The 21,562-nt window shown below is 51.9% G+C and carries 17 protein-coding genes; 4 read left to right on the forward strand and 13 right to left on the reverse strand.

Annotation, left to right across the window (positions count from 1 at the left end; all coding sequences use genetic code 11):
- Positions 1-2: 2 nt before the first annotated feature.
- Both SH668x_RS08345 and SH668x_RS08350 read left to right on the forward strand, forming a co-directional pair.
- The gene (locus SH668x_RS08345; protein ID WP_437188233.1) at positions 3-275 is read left to right on the forward strand and encodes a hypothetical protein; all 273 of its coding nucleotides are present in this window, start codon (positions 3-5) and stop codon (positions 273-275) included.
- A 107-nt stretch (positions 276-382) separates the two neighbouring features.
- The gene (locus SH668x_RS08350) at positions 383-2,332 is read left to right on the forward strand and encodes a peptidoglycan D,D-transpeptidase FtsI family protein (protein ID WP_437188234.1); all 1,950 of its coding nucleotides are present in this window, start codon (positions 383-385) and stop codon (positions 2,330-2,332) included.
- 74 nt (positions 2,333-2,406) lie between these two features.
- On the opposite strand, the gene pyrH is transcribed toward SH668x_RS08350, so the two are convergent.
- From pyrH to SH668x_RS08410, 12 genes are all read right to left on the reverse strand, one after another.
- Positions 2,407-3,156, reverse strand: a complete 750-nt coding sequence (gene pyrH / locus SH668x_RS08355) for a UMP kinase (RefSeq protein ID WP_437188235.1) — start codon at positions 3,154-3,156, stop codon at positions 2,407-2,409.
- Between the two features lie 74 nt (positions 3,157-3,230).
- Complete coding sequence (locus SH668x_RS08360) at positions 3,231-4,439, reverse strand: pilus assembly protein CpaE (protein ID WP_437188236.1); 1,209 nt, start codon at positions 4,437-4,439, stop codon at positions 3,231-3,233.
- A gap of 179 nt (positions 4,440-4,618) precedes the next feature.
- Complete coding sequence (locus SH668x_RS08365; protein ID WP_437188237.1) at positions 4,619-6,535, reverse strand: hypothetical protein; 1,917 nt, start codon at positions 6,533-6,535, stop codon at positions 4,619-4,621.
- A 336-nt stretch (positions 6,536-6,871) separates the two neighbouring features.
- A complete protein-coding gene (gene cpaB / locus SH668x_RS08370) occupies positions 6,872-7,942 on the reverse strand; it encodes a Flp pilus assembly protein CpaB (protein ID WP_437188238.1) in 1,071 nt (356 codons plus the stop codon).
- 431 nt (positions 7,943-8,373) lie between these two features.
- Positions 8,374-8,928, reverse strand: coding sequence for an A24 family peptidase (locus SH668x_RS08375; protein ID WP_437188239.1), 555 nt, complete (start codon positions 8,926-8,928; stop codon positions 8,374-8,376).
- Between the two features lie 387 nt (positions 8,929-9,315).
- Entirely contained in the window at positions 9,316-9,489 is a 174-nt protein-coding gene (locus tag SH668x_RS08380) for a Flp family type IVb pilin (protein WP_437188240.1), read from the reverse strand.
- Between the two features lie 219 nt (positions 9,490-9,708).
- Positions 9,709-9,882: a Flp family type IVb pilin gene (locus SH668x_RS08385; RefSeq protein ID WP_437188240.1), complete on the reverse strand. Its 174-nt coding sequence runs from the start codon at positions 9,880-9,882 to the stop codon at positions 9,709-9,711.
- Between the two features lie 703 nt (positions 9,883-10,585).
- Complete coding sequence (locus SH668x_RS08390) at positions 10,586-13,318, reverse strand: GDSL-type esterase/lipase family protein (RefSeq protein ID WP_437188241.1); 2,733 nt, start codon at positions 13,316-13,318, stop codon at positions 10,586-10,588.
- A 516-nt stretch (positions 13,319-13,834) separates the two neighbouring features.
- Complete coding sequence (locus tag SH668x_RS08395; RefSeq protein ID WP_437188242.1) at positions 13,835-15,436, reverse strand: amidophosphoribosyltransferase; 1,602 nt, start codon at positions 15,434-15,436, stop codon at positions 13,835-13,837.
- 281 nt (positions 15,437-15,717) lie between these two features.
- A complete protein-coding gene (locus tag SH668x_RS08400) occupies positions 15,718-15,939 on the reverse strand; it encodes a hypothetical protein (protein ID WP_437188243.1) in 222 nt (73 codons plus the stop codon).
- A 452-nt stretch (positions 15,940-16,391) separates the two neighbouring features.
- The gene (locus tag SH668x_RS08405; RefSeq protein WP_437188244.1) at positions 16,392-16,697 is read right to left on the reverse strand and encodes a Dabb family protein; all 306 of its coding nucleotides are present in this window, start codon (positions 16,695-16,697) and stop codon (positions 16,392-16,394) included.
- 65 nt (positions 16,698-16,762) lie between these two features.
- Positions 16,763-17,482: a CvpA family protein gene (locus SH668x_RS08410; protein ID WP_437188245.1), complete on the reverse strand. Its 720-nt coding sequence runs from the start codon at positions 17,480-17,482 to the stop codon at positions 16,763-16,765.
- A 334-nt stretch (positions 17,483-17,816) separates the two neighbouring features.
- Here SH668x_RS08410 and argB point away from each other — a divergent pair, with 334 nt between their 5' ends.
- Both argB and SH668x_RS08420 read left to right on the forward strand, forming a co-directional pair.
- Positions 17,817-18,692, forward strand: a complete 876-nt coding sequence (argB, locus tag SH668x_RS08415) for an acetylglutamate kinase (protein WP_437188246.1) — start codon at positions 17,817-17,819, stop codon at positions 18,690-18,692.
- Between the two features lie 140 nt (positions 18,693-18,832).
- Positions 18,833-20,029, forward strand: coding sequence for an aspartate aminotransferase family protein (locus tag SH668x_RS08420; RefSeq protein WP_437188247.1), 1,197 nt, complete (start codon positions 18,833-18,835; stop codon positions 20,027-20,029).
- 227 nt (positions 20,030-20,256) lie between these two features.
- On the opposite strand, the gene SH668x_RS08425 is transcribed toward SH668x_RS08420, so the two are convergent.
- Complete coding sequence (locus tag SH668x_RS08425; protein WP_437188248.1) at positions 20,257-21,453, reverse strand: hypothetical protein; 1,197 nt, start codon at positions 21,451-21,453, stop codon at positions 20,257-20,259.
- Between the last annotated feature and the right edge of the window lie 109 nt (positions 21,454-21,562).

A 21,562-nucleotide genomic window follows, 5' to 3' on the forward strand; every position in this document is an offset into this window, starting at 1 on the left:
TGGTGTTCTTCCGGATTGCGGCTGCGATTGGGCTGGCGACTGCAATTGGACTCACGGTCATCGCGGTGGAAAAACAGAAGTTGACGCTTAGGCAAAAAATCTCGCTGCAGCATTACCAGTTGGAAGTTTTGAATGAGCAAAAGAACCAACTCGTCCTCGAGACCCAACAACTGACATCTCCTTTGCATTTGATGGACCAGTGGAAATTGCAGCAGGAAGATCTGAAGTCGCAAAGTAAGAAGCCTTTCAGGAAGAAATCGCCATCGTCACCGTGATGGAAGACTCCGAGCACGTTTAGAGATTGCTCCGGAAAGCAGGGAATGGGATGTTGAACGCACGGATGTTGCCAATTGAAGTCGAGCGGAATTGAGCCATCCACGTCGTGTCGTCTTTCAAGTCCATTCTGAATGCATTTGGTCGGCGGTTTCTTTCCCGCTGGATAGCGTTTTCTCAGCCTGACGACTTGGAACCAGACGACGGGTTGGCCGATTTCGAAAAGTCATCGACGACTCCTCCTGACGCTGACGGGATGATGAGAAGACATCATGAGCAGCGCATTTCGCCACTTGTGTACTGGCTGCAACGTTCAGCGTCTCGGCAAGTGAGCAGTACAACGCGGGAAACGGTCATCCTCTGGGGAGTAGTCATCGCGGCATGTGTGATCGCCATGCGATTCGCACACATTCAGTGGATTCGTGGAGACCACTACGCAGCACGGGCTGTCAGGCAACAGCTCAGTTCAGAGCCAATTCTGGCGCGTCCCGGTGATCTGTACGATCGCCGAGGTCGCCTGCTCGCAACGACCATTTCAGTACCGAGTCTCTTCATTTATCCCAACAGAATTAGCGACATCCCAGGTTTGAGTCAGAAACTCGCAGACGCATTGGGGATGGATGCTGTTGGGCTACAGGCTCGAATCGAAGCGAACTCAACAAAGCAGTTCCTGTGGATCAAAAGACGCCTCGATGAAACGCAGGCAGCTGCCATTCGTGAGCTGGAAATCTCTCCTCGGCTTCTGGGATTTCGCAGGGAATTTCAACGGCATTACCCACAGGGACATCTGGCTGCGCATGTCTTAGGAATTCGGAATATCGATGGTGTTGGGGTGGGGGGAATCGAAGAGTTTCTCGATGAAAAGTTGAAGGGTGCCGATGGGGTACGACGTTTTGTGCGGGACGCTCGTGGATATGTGTTGAACATTCTCGAGGATGTCACCGAACCCCCGATCGACGGGACATCCTACGTGCTGACAATCGATGCCATTCTCCAATTGAAGACTGAGCAGCAACTCGATGCGCTGATGGATAAGCATCAAGCATTAGGAGCGTGTGCGATCGTCATGGACCCTCAAAATGGGGAAGTCCTTGCGATGGCGAGTCGTCCTGCATTTGACCCGAATCATCCTGAACGGGCATCGCCGGATGCTTGGAAGAACATGTCAACATCCGCGGTGTTCGAGCCGGGATCGACCTTCAAACCACTAGTCGTGGCTTGGGCGCTCGATCACGGCTTGATTGAGCGAGATCAGGACTATGATTGCGAGAACGGCGTGTATCGCATGGGGAAACGACTTCTCCACGATCACCATCCATACGGGGTCCTGTCGCTGACAGACGTGCTCGTGAAGTCCAGTAATATCGGAATGGCAAAGATCGGCGAGACACTTGGCAATGATCGCCTTTACGATCTCGCAAGAGCATTCGGCTTTGGAAAGAAGACGGGCATTGAGCTCCCCGGCGAACTCGCTGGAATCCTGCGATCCCGTGAAAAGTGGAATCACTACTCAACGGGTTCGATTCCGATGGGGCAGGAACTCGCAGCGACTCCTTTGCAGATTCTTGTGGCGCATTCCGTGCTGGCGAATCATGGACTTCGTGTCAGTCCACATCTGATTCTCGATGTGACTACAAAAGTAGGATCACCTCGCCCGACCAACGTTCTGATGAATCGGATTGTCGGTAGTGAGTCAGCAGATTGGGTGGTGCAGGGGCCGATGCTAGAGATCGTCGAACGAGGGACGGGAAAACAGGCGTATGTTTCCGGTCGCGACATCTTTGGGAAAACAGGCACGGCGCAGAAACTCGCTGAAGATGGTCAAAGCTATTCTCAGACGAGGAATTTCAGTTCGTTCGTGGGTGGCGCGGATGCCGATGCTCCACGTCTCATGGTTTTGGTCAGCGTTGATGAGCCTCGCGGAACCGATCAATTTGGAGGAAGCGTGGCGGCTCCCTACGTCGCAGAGATCCTTAAGAGCGGAATGGAGATCGTCCAAAAAGAAAAGGTTCGCTCACCCGAAAAAGCGGCAAGCGAACTTGAATTGATCGCAGATTAAGTTCTGTTATCGACTGCAGGAGATTCCGGCGGTCTCAATTTGAGACAGAGCACCAAGGAGGGGTACCCTTCGAATTAAACCTGAACCCCTTCGTTGTGAACGATTGTCCCAACACGTTCCCCCTTCATCGCGCGGAGGATATTCCCCTGCTGATTGAAGTCGAAGACCATGATCGGGATTTTGTGTTCCATGCAGTGATGGATCGCAGTGGCATCCATGACCTGAAGATTCTGTCGCAGAGTCTCTTCGAAGGAAATTGTCGAGTAACGGACAGCGTGTGGGTTCTTCGCGGGGTCTTCTGAATAGACACCATCGACTTTTGTTGCCTTCATGAGAATGTCGGCACCAATTTCACGGGCTCGCAGTGCAGCTGCCGTGTCAGTCGTGACAAACGGGCTACCTGTGCCTGCAGCCAGAATCACGACACGTCCTTTTTCCAGATGTCGGACGCAGCGACGACGAATGAACGGTTCAGCAACCCCTTCCATGCGAATCGCGGACTGAACACGGGTCGGAACCCCTTCGTGCTCAAGTGCGTCCTGCAAGGCCAGAGCGTTCATTACAGTTGCGAGCATGCCCATGTAATGAGCGGTCGATTGATGAATGGCCGAGCCGACTTCCGAGAACTGCTTCCCGCGCAGGATGTTCCCACCGCCACAGACGATTGCCAACTGAACTCCGAGAGCAGCGACATCTTTGATTTGCTTCGAAATCTGGGTGACCTCAGGCATGCTGATGCCACCTTCGCGCTCTCGGCAAAAACTTTCTCCGCTCAGTTTTAAGACAACGCGTTTGTAAGCTGGTGACAGTGAATCCTGAGGCATCTGCAATCCAAGAAGTTAAAGAGAGTGAGTCGATTCGACCAGCGTTGATGAATCAATCGTTATTGGAAACGATTCTACTTATTTCCGCTGCCTAGGAAACTGAACAAACTCTTTTTCGGTTTCAAGGGCTGTGCCTCAGTCGGTTCGACGGCAACTGTGCGGGAATCGATCTGATGAGCCATCTGCTGGATTGCTCGAGTGATTTTGGCTTTAGGGAACTCGCTGACCAAAGGAACTCCGTTGTTCCGCGACTCCACAACGACCGCGTACTCATTCGGGATTTGGGCGAAGACCTCGCGGCCAATTGTCTCCAGTCCCTTGCTCAGGCTGATCTGCTTGTCGCCAAGTCCAACGCGGTTGACGACAACCCGAATCTTGTCATTCAAGCCGATTTCCACCAGGAATTGGTTGATTCGAATGACGTTTCTCAGGCAAGGTAAGTCAAGCTGAGTGACAACCAGGATGTTGTCGGACATCTCCATCGCAGCACGATCCAGTGCTGAGAACGACTTGCTCACGTCAATTACCAAATGCGTGAACGTTGCCTTGAGCAGAGTGATCACACGCTGAAGTTCATCTGCCTGCATTGGCGCATGGGTATCGAGATCAACTGGGCGAGGAAGCAGAAATGCTCCACTGCTGTGTTGGGTGAGAGATCGTTTCAACATCGCAAAGTCGAGACGGGAAATGTTGTCCGCGACGTCTTGAATCGTGTAATCAGGGATGATGTCCAGCCAAACGTCGGCATCACCCAATGCGAGATCGAGGTCGAGAATGGCGACGCTGTTCGCTTTGTTAGCGGCCAGTGCACATCCCAGATTCACAGCGAGAGAAGTGCAACCGACACCGCCGCCGGTTCCGACAACCGTGGTGACAATGGTGCTGCGAGGACGTCCTTCTTTACCGCTATGCGTTTGCTGAATGCGGTCGAGGGCGGCGAGGAAATCGTTGAGATTCAATGGCGAAGTCAGGAACTCTTTGGCTCCGTTGCGCATCGCCTGCAGAATCAGCGTTCCTTCTTGTGATTTACTGACCACAAGCACGTGGCATTGCGGTTCGTCTCGAGTGATTTCCGCGACAAGAGAGAGTGCTCGCTGTGGATCGGAATCTAATGAGATCAACGCAATCTGAGGATGAGTCTGTGTAACGATATCGCTGAAAAACTCATATCTAGAGCACTCTGCCTCGAGCCAGACGGAATCAATTCCGAGGAGGAGGTGCTTGATCGAATTTCTCGAAGCATCGTTTGGGTCAACGATCGCCAAACGGTTCACGTTACTCATCAAATTCTCCTGAATTTCCCTTGGACCGCATGAGCGGATAGAGGGGATCTATTTGTATTTGAGGAGTTGAACTCTAACTCCGAATTGCCGCGGTGCGATAAAAAGTGCGGAAAGATCAGCACGATTCGCCTATTCCTCACATTGATTACCGGAAATTTCCGAGTGAGGCTAGCGAGTAGTCATTTGGACTCTTTTGCTCCAGGTTTTGGGGCGATCATCCCGGGAAGTGTGCGAGACTCAAAAATCGAACTCTTAGGACGGGAATCTCCGAATTTGTTGACTTCGACCGTTTCAGTCGCAGGCTGTATCTCACTGGCAGATGTTTTTGGCTTCGCAGTCTGCGGCGATGGTCCAGGTTTCCCAGCAGGAAGTTTTGACCGGACAGAGGCATCGTCAGCGGTTTCAGCTCCTGCCCGTTGGATCGATTTTACCTCACCTGAAGTTGCCGACGATGGAACAGAGTCCTTAACGCCGCTCGCTTGTTGAATTTGTGGTGAGACAGCCTTCACATTCTTGCTGTACGTCGGCTGAATGGGCAATCCATCCGGTCCGCATTCAGGGTCGACACCTTGCGTTGCTCCGTTGTTGATCATGAACCCAGCAGATGTCTCACACCCCGGACAATCAGGTCCGTAGTTCGGGACTTCCAGAAGTCCGTCCAGATACAATTCACGGTCGATTGGTGCCGTTGTACTTGATCCCGGATAGGCTGCCGGAACCTGATGTGAAGCCATTGGTGCGACCATTTGTGGAGTCACCAGAATGACGAGTTCTGTTTCACCCATGGTGTAGGACTTCCGACTAAACGCCGCCCCAATGAGAGGAAGTTCTCCGAGAAACGGGATTTTCTGCGTCGTCCCCTGATTACGGGAAGAAATCAGTCCCCCGATCATGAGTGTCTCACCAAATCTCATTTCGACCTGTGTATTGACGCTTCGACTGTTAATACCGGGGACAACCATCCCGTTAATCGACACGGAGTTACTGAAGTCTCGTTCACTTACTTCAGGAGCCAAATCCAAGCGGAGCCGACCTTCTCCAAGGACGATTGGAACCGCTTCCAGTTTGACACCAAATTCCCGCCACTCGATGCTCAGATTACCGAAAGATTGCGGAACAAGGACCGGGAACTCTCCCCCCGAGTGCACTGTCGCTGGTCGACCGCTCGTTGTAACGAGAATCGGTTCAGCCATGATTTTGGCGAGACCTTCTGCCTGTAAAGCATGAATAAAGCCTTGGAAAACGGCATTATTCCCAGTGATTGCGAAGCTCATTTCTGAGTTAGGGAGAGACGTCGGGCTAATCATGGGAACTGGAGGTCCGCCGAATGGTGCGGTCAGGCCTGAAAGTGGTGCCAATCCTCCGATTGAGTTGTTCAAATAGAACTGCTGACCTGTCAACAAGAAGTTGAAGCCCAACTCACGCAGCTTGCTTCGCTGCACTTCAATCACTTTGACGAAGAACTTCACCTGATTCGGTCCAGCTACAGTCAGCTGAGGATGGACGATTTCGTAGAACTGCTTGGTGATCTCCATGATCTGAGGGATATGAGCAGGTTCTGTCACCCACCCTCGGAGCACGACTCCTTCACGGATTCCGACGACCTCAATCGAAGAGGCCGGGAACAACCTTTCCAAGTAGGCTTCCAGCTCGCGTGTATCAGGTTCCACGAAGACTTCGATCACGTGTGAGTTATCGAACTCGTCGACCAGTTTGACTGTTGTCACTCCGGGATTTTCAGCATAGAGCCGGACACGATGTGGCGACATCGCGTTGATGGCAACCTTCTCCTGATCGAAACCGTCTACGACCTTAATGCGGTTCGAGAGTTCAAGCACGCGAGTATCAAGGTGACGGAGTTTAATTTTCGACTGAGGCGCGATCACCAGGAAGAGCTGTTCTCCCGGCTGGACTTGAGTATCGCGTTTCGGCGCAGCCGCCTTGGCTGGTTGAGGGCTAAGAAAGCCTTGAGGAGCACTCAGTGGAGAATCACCATTGAGGGCAGGAGGAGCAGTGGGGCGCTGAGTGTCAACTGGAGGCGGAGGGGCCAGTTGTGCATCTGGAATTGGAAGCGGAGGCTGTGCAAATGCACTCACGGCCGGCAAATTCATTGCTGCAGCGAGCAATGCTGCGCAGAGGCGGTTTTGAATTGATTGAAACGGTAATTTGCGCATCCATGCACCTTTTGATTCGCTTCTGAATCAGGAGTCCCAACGAGGCGGGAATCAGCTGATTGTTCGGGCGAGAGTGAGTTTCAATCCTCTGGAAGGCACGGGAGGGGCATCTTTCGATATCCGTATCTTGGAATGCTCCACCGAAATGTCGTGCCGACGTTGACTGCAATGAATCTTGTTCGTAAAGCATCGATAAAAGTCACGACAAAACTGCGTCGTGACTTTTATCGATGTGATTCCGATTCCACTTCAATCTGTTCAGTGAGCCGCGCTACTGAGTTCAACCGGCTCTTGAGCAGACTTTTCCTGAGTTGGCTTGTGTTCGGTTTCTGGGAGAGAAACCGGTCCCGACAATGGTTTCCCGATCTCGAAGTTCTCGACACGGGATTCCTTGCCAGTGTAAATCTGAACTCCCCAGTATTCCGGTTTGACTTCTGGAACGGCCGGGGTTGTATTCGTTATTGAGGCCTCTGTCGCAGTTGAATCAAGGAACTTCTCTGCCTCAGACGTTTCCTCTGAATCGAAGTCATCGTTGTTTTTTGCATGACGTCCGGTTCTTGTTTCAACATTTGCGACGGAAGATCCATCGAGTGATTCATGGAGTCCAACTGTGCCCTGCAGTTCTTCCATTAACTTTTCATCGACATCCTTGGTTTGAGCAAGTTCATCGTCGCCTCGACGGCGCCATGACAAGCTGAGTAATCCTTTTCGTTGGGCTAGGATCACGAAACCTGCTTGCTCTGGAGTGAGGAGCAAGGCAACGTTTTTGGCGTGTCCTGCGTCCTGTTTCTCTTCAATTTTGTTCGCGGTCTGATTGTCGATCGAGAAGACTTCAACGTATTCAAGGAGAGTTTTGGTTTTGGAGATTGCAGCTCCACCCATTGCTCGCCCCTGGTAAGTGACGAGTACGTCGACTCGGTCTCCTGCTTTCAACAAACCACTGATTGTGTGTGTCTCATCGACGGGGATCGAAATGACTCGCATTCCCACTGGGATCGCGACCGATTTCCCCCATTCACCTTTTTCTGTCAACTTCGATTTACGAACGACGTCGCCAACCATCAATGGGACTTTTGCAGCCCGCAGATCAAAGTCCTCTGGTCGTATCACCGCATCTTCTGGAATGGATCCGATGGGATGCGATTTAAAAGTTGTGTTCTCGGCAGTCAACTTTTGACCACTTTCGATGTTCTCCAAAGCCACCAAAACTTTGGCGGTTTCAATTCGAACTGGGCCCTGGCTGCCTTGCATCGCCTGCTGGACTCCCAGCATTGCGACCAAACCGCACGCACATGCGACGACCGTAAGAATCAAAGTTTTTGGTTTCATCTCGAACCCTTTGTAACAGCTGTTTCTGCCGCTTCAGTCAGGTTCATGGACGTTGACTCAATGACTGAATCGGCTGCCTGAACCTGATTGCTTCAATTTATGCGGGTTGTAGTGATTAAAATGGCAGATTGAACTGCGTGCGATTCGCGAGGACATTTCTCTGTGTTCCGCATGTCACCCAGTTTTTCACCGCGTTTACGGCATCGAGGCTGCCCGTCTTTTTCACGGGCAGCCTAAATGGTGAAACCAGAATGTCTTCCATGCCTATTCAGCCGACTCGTGTCTCAGGGAAACCTGACGTGTCAGGATCGGTGGATCTCTGAGATGCGGGCTGACTCGAACCACTCGTCGTTTGAACTCCTCGAGTGACGTCGTGGTCACAGACGATTTGGAGATGGCTGATCGAGTGATGGTGACGATCTCTTGCAGGCTTAGTAAATCATTCCTGCATAGAGGAAGTAGCCGATTGAACCGACGCAGATGGGAATGCCGTAAGGAAGCAACAACATCCGTGGTTTACGCTCTGCTGCGATTTCAGAGAGTTTATTTGGGTCTTTGACGTTGGCGAATTCGCCAAGGATCAGAAGGAACTGGCCGTAGTGCTTGTCCCAAGCTTTGCGGTACAACACCATCGCAATAGCCATAATCGCACCAACAACTACTGTTGCGACAAATGCGTGCCAAGTGACAGTTGCACCGAGCCAGGCTCCGATGCCAGCCATCAGTTTTACATCGCCGGCGCCCATGCCTCCAACGGAGTACAACGGAAGCAGAGTCAGCAGGCCGACGACCATACCGAGGAGTCCGTAACCGAGACCTTCCAGACCGCCGACAGCGGTGCTGTAGATGAGGCCGGAGAGGACCATCGGGAATGTGATCCAGTTTGGAACGCGAAGTTCTTTGCCATCAATGTACGCTGCCACGATGAGAATCAGACACACGACTTTGACGTGCCAATTGTCAATAAAAAGTGCTTGCCAGTCCATGTTATGAATGCCTTTCGAGGGGATATCAGGCGTAATGGAAACATCCGCTTGTGCGGGATTCTTCGGAGAGTCGACAGCGAGACCAGCCGCCCTGCGGTCATCAATCTGTGTTCAGAACGAAGAGTTTGAATTAGGAACGGCTATTCAGACCTGCAACCGGTGTGAACAGCATCGCGACACAGGCAACGACGAACGGGATCAGCTCGAAGCAAGGAAGAGCTCCCAGATCGATCCAGAAAGGTAACATGGCTGATTTCCTTAAGTTGCGTGCGAAATAACTTGTTTTGGGGTCTTGTTTGCCAGCAACCAGTGGAGCCGCTTGAAGGAAAAAGAAGTCTTTCAAGCGGCTTCAACTGTTGATTTGCTGCTTCAGAGCATCGACCAGGACTATGTCAACTGGTTTGAAATCTGGTTGAAACGAGCAGAAGCGTTTGAACCGACAGCGCGGATCGCTGTCAAACAGACGATGACGATCAGAGCGAGCATGACTGCATACTCAACAGCTGTTGGTCCGTCTTCGGATTTCAGGAATTTTGTAACTTTTGCGGTCAGGTTTTTCATTTTGTTCTCTCTCAATTGAGTCGGGCTCTCACCACCGACAATGTGAAATAAAGGAGCGACAATAAATTCAAGGCGCTCTTTAGAAACTCTGCGATTCTTCGTGCGTACAGCCAGATGAATTTGCCCACTCAATCGAATCTTGCTGTCACTGTTTTTCGAGCCGCTGGACCATGAGGCATTCAGCAGCCCCTCTCGCCAGAACCGGCCCCTCAACCAGGACTATGTCAACTGGTTTGAAATCTGGTTGAAACGAGCAGAAGCGTTTGAACCGACAGCGCGGATCGCTGTCAGACAGACGATGACGATCAGAGCGAGCATCACTGCGTACTCAACAGCTGTTGGGCCATCTTCAGATTTCAGGAACTTGGTTACTTTGGCGGTCAGGTTTTTCATTTTCTCTCTCGAGGGCGTGGTGCGATCGGCTTCTCATTTCCGATCTGTTTACGTAGGCGGCCCGTCCGGACATCGAAACGAAGGCAATTCGCCTCTGAGACAAGTGATTGAATCAGGTCGACTGCAATTCGCGGTGCTCACTGCGAGTTGCGTTGACACCAGAAACCTAGGTCGCACTTTTCTCAAGGCAAATTTTCCTTCTACATTTTTCAATTTGCTTTGGATCGCACTGTTTTGATGCTTTTGTGCGACGTTGCAGGTTCTGTTGCCCCTGCGAGGATTGCGGTGTTCCCTAAGTGTCTTTTTCTCAATTGGTTGCGGTGCTGTCTGTGTCGAGAGATGAGAGGTGGGAAGCAATGGTTTCGTCAGGTTTTACGGAAGAGCCTGTGCGGTTTTTGCAGCAACCTTGCCGTCACTTAAACCAGTGAAAATCCCCGCACGAGCGAGTGGAGATACCCCAGCAAGATTGGAATGTTTGGATTATTCCTTCTGAGCATATCTGTTTTCATTACGGAAAAACTGAAAAGAGATGACATCTGAAAAGTCAGATGCGAAGAATGGCCGCCAGCGTAGGAATCGCGGCTGCGCAACATTCGATGAGGAGCGAGAGGTGTGCGGAGACGCACGTTGAAAAGATGCAGGCCAGCAACCTCTGTATTGGAGGAAGCTGGCCTGTGCGGAGATCGTGTGACAGATCGGTCGGTTACTTCGAAAGAATCAGGTCGACAATATCGCTGATCCCGATCGCATTGCTGCTGAGTTCAAGCTTTTCGGGGGACTGCTGGAAGACCGTCTTCAAAGCGTGGAATTCGTTGGATTCTGGTTGGACTCCTGCAATATGCAACGGGATTGGATAAGCGACCGATGCAAGTCCGCCCACTCCTCCATATTTCAACGCGCCGGGAAGCATGTTCTCCGTGTTGTTCCGTTTCAGGTCGCCGAAGGTGAAGCCCTGAAGGTCAACAATGACTCGGTCTGCTGCCAGCGGATTGCCGGATTCCACTGAGAGAAGGGACGGCAATGCACGGCCATCAGTGCCGACAAGAGTAACGTGCTGATACCCAGCGTCCTTCAGATACTTCACAACAGCCTGAATGTCGCGAGTCCGTTCGGCGATTAGAGTTCGATTGTAACCATATGCGAATCCGGTGTATTCCACGTCATCCGATGTCGGTTGATGGGCGATGGAGGTATTGTTCATTCGTTTGGTGAAAATGTTGTTTTCCTGCAATTGATTTCCAGAGAACAAAACTTCCGCTGTTGCGACGTCGTAGCCACCATCGAGGAGTTTCTGGATCTCAGGGATCACCTGCCCATTGTTGTGAACGACCGATTCCCGTCCTTTAGAGCTGATCCAAAGTACAACCTTCTTCTTTTCGTGGTTTGGAACTGACAGAATTGAGGCAGGTATACGGGCTTGCTCATAGTTCACGACGAAACTGTCGATCGTAATCCCGGATTCGAGTTTGTGTTGTTGCTCAAGTGCTCGCTTCAACTCTTCGCTTCCGTTGAGAGGGAAGAGCATGTTCTGGCGAGCAACATGGATTGTTTTGCGGAACGTCTCGGGATCGCTTGCGAGCAAGTCTGCAAACATATGCTCGTCTCTGCTGCGGAGCGCCTTTCGTAGCTCTGGTTCGGTCAACTCATTGTTGGGGCGAGGATGCTGGTCGTTGTAAACACTCATCTCTTCGATCGTCAGAGGCCAGAAGTCGGTCTGCTTCACGGGAGTGGTGAGTCCAAGACTGAGGTGTGTGTTGAACCAGTCATACATCAGTTCTCGAGCCACTTGATTGTAGTTGTGGTAGAACTGTTTGTAGGTTTTGGCGTGGACGAGATCTGCCTTGTCGTAAAAGCCGTACACCTGTTTCAGTTCAGGCAGGCCGAGTGTTTCGATATCAATCGTCCAGTCATTCGCCCCGGACATGGCGAGTGGCCGAGGAGCACACAGGGCAGCGATGGCGATGTTGTTAATTCCAACTCGCAGGTAGTCGGCATTTTCACAGATGCATCCTCCCTGCATGCCAGTGGAAACCATCACAGCGGGAAATGCGACTTGAATCCTTGGGTCGAGAGCTGCAACCAACATGGTCTGGGTTCCGCCGCCACTTTCTCCTGTCACAGCAATTTTCTCTGGATCAACATCCGGGAGTGACTGAAGGAAGTCGATCGAGCGGATTGAGTTCCATGTCTGCAAACCGAGCTTATTGTGGAGCCAGAGTGACGACTCTGTGTCGCTAAATCCTTGCCGATGCGACAGAACTTTTCCATCAGCTTCGCCCATCATGTCATACAGAAAGACAACCGTACCCATACGGGCCAGCTGCACTGCCCGAGCCTGCAGATAAGAGTGGGCGCCCGATTGGAAGTCTTCTCCGCCAATGCGGAGTTCTTCGGCGACGTTGGCAGGAGGGTTGATATGAAATCGACCATTGTGAGCATGACCGTGCGTCGCAAGAACTCCGGGGAGCTTGCCCGATTTGTGTTTTGGTCTGTACAGATTTCCTGTGACGTACATCCCCGGGAAGCTCTCGAAGAAGACTTTCTCGATGGTGTAGTCGCCGCGATCAATTTTCCCGTGGATGACAGGCGTCATTTCGGTTTTCTCGGGGAGTGGCCAGAGACCCGTCGCGACGAGAAGCTGCTCTCGTAGTGCAGCTGACTGTGTTTCCCATTCAACCAGTGAACTCGCAGGAACCCAGCTGTGATAGCGGTCGTTGAGAGTTCGAAGGTTGGCTGATCGTTGATCAAAAGACAGATATGGCTTGAGAGCCTCGTTCCAAACTGCATATCCCTCTTCTGTCAGATGCAATCCATCTTTGGCGAGCATTTCTGGACGTGGCGTTCCATCTGCTTGAATGGAAACCGCATCGATATCCAGATAAGTTAGAAGTGGATCTTTTTCACAAGTCGTCCGGATCAGCTGATTCGCTTGGCGGATCGATTCGATGTTGTTCCAGCGAGCGATGCTTGGTTTGATCGAAATGAAGACCAAGGGTGTTTTCGGTAGATCGCGATGGAGTAACCCCACAAATGTGCTGAAGTCATTCGCCACCTGTTCGGGTGACTTCCCATTCGCGAGGTCGTTGTCACCAGCGTAGAAGACAACCTGTCTGGGCTTGTATTTCAGGACAGTTCGGGGAAATAGTTCGATTGAATCGGAAATCTCCGATCCCCCGAAGCCCCGATTGAGTGCGTCCAGTTCCGGAAAAGACTTCTTGAGATCCCACAGAACAATACTGGAGCTGCCCGTGAAGAGAACCGCTCCATCCTCAGGGGCGTCCTTTTGATCCTGCGATTCGAATTTTTGAATCTCTTTTTCGAATCGATTCTCTGCGAAAACCGAAGTCGATGTCAGGCCGATCACCAACACGGAACAGAGGAGGGCGATCTGAAAATGTCGCGACGGGAAGATGATTGAGAGCGACGAGAGCAGCATAGACTTCTCCGCTTGGGTGTGGTCTGCTTTGAGGGACTTCGAATCTGCGGCTTGGACAGCGAGATGCGACTGAAATTGATGACAATTTGTAGTGCGGGGAGCACTACAATTACCAATCCAAATCGCTTGGAATGAAACTAATTGATTCGCGGAAACATTGCTAGTTTCCAATGATTTCTCGTGAATTCATTTTTGATTTAGAAAAGCTGACGCTGCCAATTCAGGAGATGTTGGAAGTCCGGGACTCAAACGAAATCAGCCCTCTCCTTACGAGAAGGAGAGGGCTGATTGATTTCGGTGAAGATGCAACATGCACTCAAAACATCCGAGCGAACCCAGTGCGAGTCGGACTGTCCGTTGTGACGAAAACCGAATGCCGATGTCGGTTAACGAAGTGTCTCGTCAAACCGAGTTAGCCGCTGTCGCAGGCGATCGTGGCGGCGATATGTAGGAAAAAAGGTCGTTAAACCGCCCTGTTTATCGTCGCCGGAACGCCACACGCACGTGAGCGGTGCTCTAGAGTCTCGCCGGTGGCAATTCTGCCTGCAGGGCAACACCTTCGATCAACCGTCGGTCCGATGTTGACCCAGATTTGGAAATATTCAGCGTCAACTGATAGAGGTCCTGGCCAGCTGGTGTTGGATACTCGCCTGTCAGGCAGGCCTGGCACAGCTGATCCGGATCTTTATTCAATGCGTTGGAAATCGAACTGACCGGTAAATACCGGAGCGAATCCGCATTGAAGTGCTTCGCCATTCTCGCTTCAATTTCAGGGGTGATTGTCTCACCCTGAGCGGCAAACTTCGGAGCGAAGAGGTCGCCGATGTTCGACATATCAATGCCGTAGAAGCACGGAGACATGATCGGCGGGCAGGCAACGCGGATGTGAACTTCCGCTGCGCCCCCTTTTGTGCGGATCTGATCGACGAGAACTCGCATTGTGGTTGATCGCACAATGGTGTCGTCGACGAGGAAAACCCGCTTCCCTTTGAGCACTTCAGGCAGCGGGATGTATTTCATCCGAGCCTTCGCTTCTCGATCATCGCCTTCGATAAAGGTTCGGCCCAGAGCACGGTGTCGCATTAAGCCTTCGTGGCAGGGAATTCCGAGTGAAAAGGCCATTCCTTCTGCTGCCGCCTTTGCGGTATCAGGAACTGGAACAACGATGGCATTCTCAGTTGATTCGCGTTCCTGCAGTGCGAGTTCGTCTCCAAGAACTTTGCGGCTCAGGTAAACGCTCTGTTGATCAATTCGGCTGCAGACGTTTGCGAAGTAGATCCACTCGAAGAAACAGTGAGAGAGTTTTGTCGTGGGGGCGTATCGCTCGACGCGAAGGGTGCCGTTTTCAATGATCACCGCACAGCCAGCATCGAGATCGATGACTTCATCAGGCTGAAATCCAAGATTTGTCAACGCGACGCTTTCACTTGCGGCAGCAAAGAAACCATCACGGACAGCATAACAAAGCGGCCGGAATCCGTTCGGATCACGGGAGACGAACATCTGCCCGAGCGAATTCAGAAATGTAATGTTGTACGAACCATCAAGACGTTCTGAAAATCGGGAGATGATGGAGCAGAGATCGTTGTCAGTGCTCTCTGCAATCTCCTGACTGATCAGATGCATCAGGGTCTCGGTGTCCGTTTCCCTGGCGAAATGGAAATCACCTTCATCGCAGATTTCCTTACGCAGAGCGGCGTGATTGGCGAGCTGCCCGTTGAAGCCGAACGCGAACCATTTTTTCTTTTCGAGATGTGATCGCTCGAATGGCTGGGCGTAAGAAGGATCCTCTTTGCCGCATGTTGCGTATCGAACATGGCCGATCGCAGCAGGGCCGACGTGGGCATCCATCAGCTTCTTGTACTTCTCCTTACGGCCCATGCGAAAGACTTCGGAAACAAGTCCGACGTTCTTATGGGTGAGAAGGAGTTCGTTGCCGGTCCCTTTGTAGGTCGTCATCCCCGCTGCCAGTTGGCCGCGGTTCTGGATGTCCAGCAGCATGCGGGGAATCAGCTTGGAAGCTTCCTGAGGTCCATACGGATGGATCAGAGGAGAAACCGTGTCCTGACCGAAATGATAGACAGCAGCAATCCCGCACTCGTGATGCAGTTCAGACATCAGCAGGTGGTCCGATGACTTATAGAATAAAAGAGAGGGAGGAAGGACTCTTTACCATTCTATCGGAGAGAGTTGGGATTGCTACCAGCACGATGGAAGGAGCTTCAAATTTCTCGACGAGAACGTCCGTGAAAACAGAGACGCTCCGCATTCAGAGCAGAAAACTCGGGTTTTGAGTCATTCCCTGATTTAAGAAGGGAAATCGCAAAAGGCCCCGAGTCTGCTCTGGTTCTGCGGGTGAGCACAGTGGACATTTCGATCGACACTTGAAGGATCAATCGTTACCAACCCATTGCGCGACGGATCGCAGCGTTTTTGCGTTTCTCCAGTTCCCACAGGCGGGCGAAGAAGCCTTGGCGACGTGGCCCCTCATTGTATGTCGTCACCTGGGATGAAGATGTTGACCCGTAATAGGTCGTTGTGTTTGGCTTGGCAGCTTGTGCGGACCCTGCAACCACAACGAAACTTGAAAAGACTACAGCAATCATCAACAAGCGTTTCATCGATACCGTCCTGGAAACTATAAGGAATAGTCAGCAGTCCCAATCGATTGAATCGGCCGGGACGCATTCCATTTTCGGCACTGCTGCGAATGTTGCATTGCCCGCATCGAAACAAAATGTCTCGACATCGCGAGTCTCGCTGTGAGGAGCTTGCAGATCAGGTACAGGCTGATCATCTGGGACAACGGTGATAACCTTCAAAGGGAGTATTTTGAGTCGATCCCCGGTCCCCAAATAGGCCACCTCAAGAGAAAGAGGGCGTTTTGATCATGAAACGCACGGTGTTCCCGCTTGAACTCATTGCGGAAATATTGCGGTTTCCTGAATAAAAACAGCTTTGGAACCACGTTACCGCGATTCCAAAGCTCGGTTCGGACTGCATGCTACAGAACGGAAGCAGTGAATCTCCTGCTGAAATAAAATTCTGCTGCTGTATCAAGCGAAAATGTGGGCTAATCAACCCAAGAGTCAAAGACTCGCACTTGCTTCCAGCTTGGCTTGTTTTCTTCGATAAACTTGATGTGATCGGCAGCTGTTTGATATTCGTCGTGTGCGGCCTTGTCGGTAAAGACAACGTGCAATGCGACATCAAACGCCACGTCATTCACAGGTCGAGTGAATTCCTTGGCAAGTGTACCAGCTGCGAAGAAAACAACACCCGGATGATTCTTCAGATATTTCTGGCAATCGGCAACCAGCTTTTCCACTGCTGGAGCGGAGTTATCGTGCAGTGTGAAAAAGACGTTGTGAGAGAGCATTCCCAACTTTCCTGTCGGTTGAATTCAATGTCGTGTTATAAACGAAGCGGATTGTGTCATATCAACTAGAAGCCACCTGTGCCAGCGTTTGGAGCTTGGCTTCCACCAGAGTTGGTGGGAGGAGGAGCAACTCCCTGATTCGACGCGGCTGCTGCTTGTCCAGCTGCGTAATTTTGGCGGCGAGTGGCGTATTTGATCGGAAATGAGGCCCAGTTCCTCATTGTTCTGCGATCGTCTGGATTTGATGGAAACGCAACTCCATCAAAGATGTTCAATGTACCGCTTCCGTTCACATTCCGCATCGATTTCTCGGACACGTATTGGGTGAATGCCAGCCATTGTCGGTCGGGGGCAGTGCCGAGCAAGTTGGCACGTTCGGGGGCGAAACCCAAGAATTCACGTGGCAACGGGGCCACATGAAGTGAGGTGCAGAGAACCGCCATGACGACGTAGCCGGTCAGCGCCGCGAATCCCCATCGAGTGCCATCATAAACTGGACCGATGACTTCCGCATAAGTCGGAAGGAGTTTGTCGCCCAGAAATCTCAAACCAAATACGGACAAAGCAAAAAGACCCAACAGGCAAATGATGTCGAGTCGTTGTTGCCATTCAAATTGGGTTGCGACTGTCGCTGACAGAAAATTTGCCAACGGCTCGAAGTAATTCATAGCGATCAAGCCGCCAATGATCGAGCTGATAAAGGCAATCGCAGCACTCCAGGCTCCATCACTGGCAACGAGCCAAGTGACGAGGCCAATGACAGCGATCAGAATGATGTCGATCATATTTGGGAATCGCCCGAAGTCTTGGGAGGACTTTCACACTGTCTATTACGGGATGAAGGAGAGAGGTTTCGGTGGGGGATGGACGATTGTGGCATCAGCTCCACACGAAGATTGATTTCTCGATCAAACGCCGATTGTCTGTTAATTGGAGCCAATTTGCGACTCCCGGTCAACACGCAGGAAACACTCATGGGAGTTATTGCCGGTGTTGTTTCAGCAGATAGGTGAGTAGTTTCTGGGGGCCGAGGCTGCACTTTTCCGTTTTGCTGATAAATTGACTCGGAGATTGTGCGACATAGAATAGCTCCTTTTCCATTTGAGCAGGATCACGTCGTTGGAAGATGCACTCAGTAAGGTCAATGTTCTTGTTGAAGCCCTTGCGTGGATCCGCCGCTTTCGCGACCGCTACGTCGTGATTAAGTTGGGGGGAAGTGCGCTCGATGATCCGGAATCCGTCTTTCGGTGCCTCGCAGATGTCGTCTTCATGGAAGCGGTCGGGATGCGTCCAATCGTTGTTCATGGTGGGGGCAAGTCCATTTCCAGAGCGATGGGTGACGCAGGGATCGAAGCCCGCTTCGTGCAAGGCCGACGTTACACCGACGATGCCACGCTCAAGATCGCAACCCGTGTGCTGACAGAAGAAATCTGTGAATCGCTGGCTGACCAAATTAACACTCAAGGGGGACGGGCCGTTCCGCTTCATTTAGGAACGCAAAATGTCTTGAACGGCGAGCGCCTCACGCTGCCCGACGAGCAGGGAAATCCCATCGACCTGGGGCGTGTTGGTTTCGTGACATCGATCAACCGGGAGATTTTGCAGGCGGTTTGCCGCGGCGGTGCAATTCCCGTACTCCCATCGATCGCACTGGACGCTGACGGACTGCCGCTCAATGTGAATGCCGATACCGCAGCAGCGGCGATTGCGAAATTGATGGATGCTGAAAAACTCGTGTTTTTAAGCGATGTTCCGGGGATTTTCCTCGATAAGAGCGATCCTTCGACATTGGTCCCGCACATGACTGTGCGTCGATGTCGGGAATTGATCGAGGATGGCACAATCGCTGCGGGTATGGTTCCCAAGGTGCAGGCTGCGTTGGAAGCTTTGGAAGTCGGGGTCGAGAAAATCCATATCATTGATGCTCGAATTCCCCATTCGTTGTTGCTCGAGATTTATTCCAATCAAGGGGTGGGAACGGAAATCGTTCGATAGGAAAGAACGAGACTGATCCGAACCCACATTGTTGTATCGATGTCCGGTGCTGATCTCGCAGCGCCGCGTATTCCAGCGTCCCTGGTGACGAGTCCCACAACCCGTCGTATCTGAATCCCTTTGAATTTCGGCTGATTAAAATGCATACTTCTTCCCGCACAAGCACTGATACGATCGCGCTCTTCGATAAGTATGTCATCGGGAACTACCGTCGATACCCGGTGAGCCTAGTGAAAGGGGAAGGTTCCCGCGTCTGGGATGCAGAAGGGAATTGCTATCTCGACCTGTTTCCGGGATGGGGTTGCAATATCCTCGGGTATTCGCCGCAACGAGTGATTGAAGCAGTGCAGCAGCAAGTTGCCCAGCTGATTCATGTTCCGAACACATGGTACACCGAAGCGCAAGGGCTATTCGCCGAGGCGATCTGTTCACGCAGCTTCGGCAAAGCGTTTTTCTGCAATAGCGGTGCAGAGGCAAACGAAGGAGCGATCAAACTTGCTCGCCTCGCTACTTCCAAAGAGAAGTACAAGATCATCACGTTCGAGAATGGGTTTCACGGCCGGACATTCGCAGCGGTGAGTGCGACTGCGCAGCCGAAGTACCATGAAGGGTTTGCTCCTCTGGTTGCGGGGTTCACCTATGCTCCTCACAACGATCTGGAAGCTGTTCGCCGACTCGTGGATGATGAAACTGCGGCGATCATGATCGAACCGGTACAAGGAGAAGGGGGGGTAAATATCCCTGAACCCGGATTCCTGGAAGGGCTCCGCCAGATTTGCGATGAAAACAACATGCTGTTGATTTTCGATGAAGTGCAGACTGGGATGGGGCGTACCGGGTATTGGTTTGGATACCAGACCTTCGGCGTCAACCCGGATATTATGACCATGGCCAAAGGGATTGCAGCGGGAGTTGCCTGCGGTGCGATTATTGCCAAGGATGACGTCGCCACTGCACTGCGACCGGGGATTCATGCCAGCACGTTCGGCGGGAATCCTTTGGCAATGTCAGCTGGACTGGCGACTGTGCAAACCATCGAAGAAGATCACCTGCTCGACAGCTCAATGATGATGTCGGACCGTTTCCGCCATCGATTTGAACAGCTCAAAACCGAGTTGCCAATTATCGATGAAGTTCGTGTCTGCGGCATGATGATCGGAATCGAACTGAACATCGAAGCGACACCCGCAGTCAAGAAATGTCTTGATCGTGGTCTGCTGATCAACGCAACTCATGATACCGTTGTCCGTCTGTTGCCAGCGCTCAACATCACAGAGGAAGATGTCGATCAGGGCTGCGACATTATCGCGGAAGTTCTGCGAGAAATGGCTGAATAGCTCTCGGAATGACTCCGTTTTAAATGACCAACGGCAATGACCAACGGCTGTGTGACATGTTCACACGGCCGTTTCTGTTTCCGCCTCCTGAGTTCGCTGCTTATTAGCATGCCTGATGAGTTGAGGACGTTAGAATCGCTTTGAGTGTGACGAACTCTCGTTGAGTGAGAGCTTTCATCTTCGCAGGAACGCCTTGCGATCGGAACGGGACGTTGTGACGGCACTGTTCAGTCGAATGGATGCCTTTCGACATACTTCACATTCTCGGGGTCGATTTCTCTGAGTTGGTTGAGATGGTTCTGCGCCTTCAGGCGGTAGTCGATCGATTCATTCGGTTCTGGAGCATCTTTCGTGGCGGCGATCAGATAGCGGAGTACGCATTGACGAGGATGGCGATCCTCAAAGTGATTCTTCCCGTACTGCGAGACGAGATGATCCATGATTTCCCAGTCCTGCCAGCGGGATAGGTCGAGTACCACGAGGCCTGTGAGACCGGGGCGATCGATCATCTTACGGAGAGTTTCTTTCAGGACTTGAGGATCCGCATGATCCTGCCCGTACGACCACATGAACTCGAGTGCCTTCAGAAACGAGTACACTTCGTTGTCCGAGGCTGCTGGATCGTCCAGCTTCCACTGAGTGAGATTCTTCAATCCCTCGTTTTCTGTCAGCAACATGTATCCAGCCATCATCCCGTCGATTCCCATGCGGCTGTCTTCTGGCTGTTGACGAATAATCGTCTCCAGAAAAGCAGCGTCATCGGAATTACCGCACAGTCCAAGCATCAACCCGTAGAGCCCAAAACGCGTGGGAGTCGCTTCAGGGTTGGACAGCCAGCTGACCAGTTTTTCGCGTGGAAGATGGTCCGCAATGCTTTGAAGATCAGCGTAGGAAATGCCTGCGAACTCGGCATAGGCGTCCATGGCGATATCGGGGTCGGCGTGCTCTAACGCTTCAACGTAATAGAGAAGGCGAACCTGATTGGGAGTCTTTCGATCCGGCGCCGAGTTGATGTACTTCCACACTTCTCGATTCGTAAGGACTGGCAGCCCCCAGTTCACTTGGTCATTTTCGGTCTTGGTGACGAAGAATAATGATTCATCTTCTTCGGTGCCGGAGAGGTACAACGGGATGGTAAACCGGGTGCCGGCTGGGTATTTCTCTTTCTCTTTTCCAGCTGAGAGCAGCACCTCGTAAGTCGTTGACCCTTCAGAGAAGGTGTTGGGGTCCGGAATTGAAACGGAAATCCATTTCGCCAGCAGCGTTGCTTGCGCGGTGCTGTGCTGTTCCCCAAGAGTAGTAGTTGGCGCATCGCAGAATGGGCAAGCGACGACCACTCTTGTCAGAAAAATGGAAAGGGTCAGGCTCAGCAGAGTGAGAGCCCGCAAGTAGTTGGAATCTCGAAATTGCAGTCCGTTGCGCATCGTCGTTGATCCAGCATTCAGCGGATGGTATTTGGAAAAAGAGCTGACCGACCTTCCTTCGAAGGGGCGATCAGCTCGCAATTCAGTACAGAGATGAGTCAATTGAGTG

Source organism: Planctomicrobium mucosum (assembly GCF_051466335.1).
Lineage (GTDB): Bacteria > Planctomycetota > Planctomycetia > Planctomycetales > Planctomycetaceae > Planctomicrobium.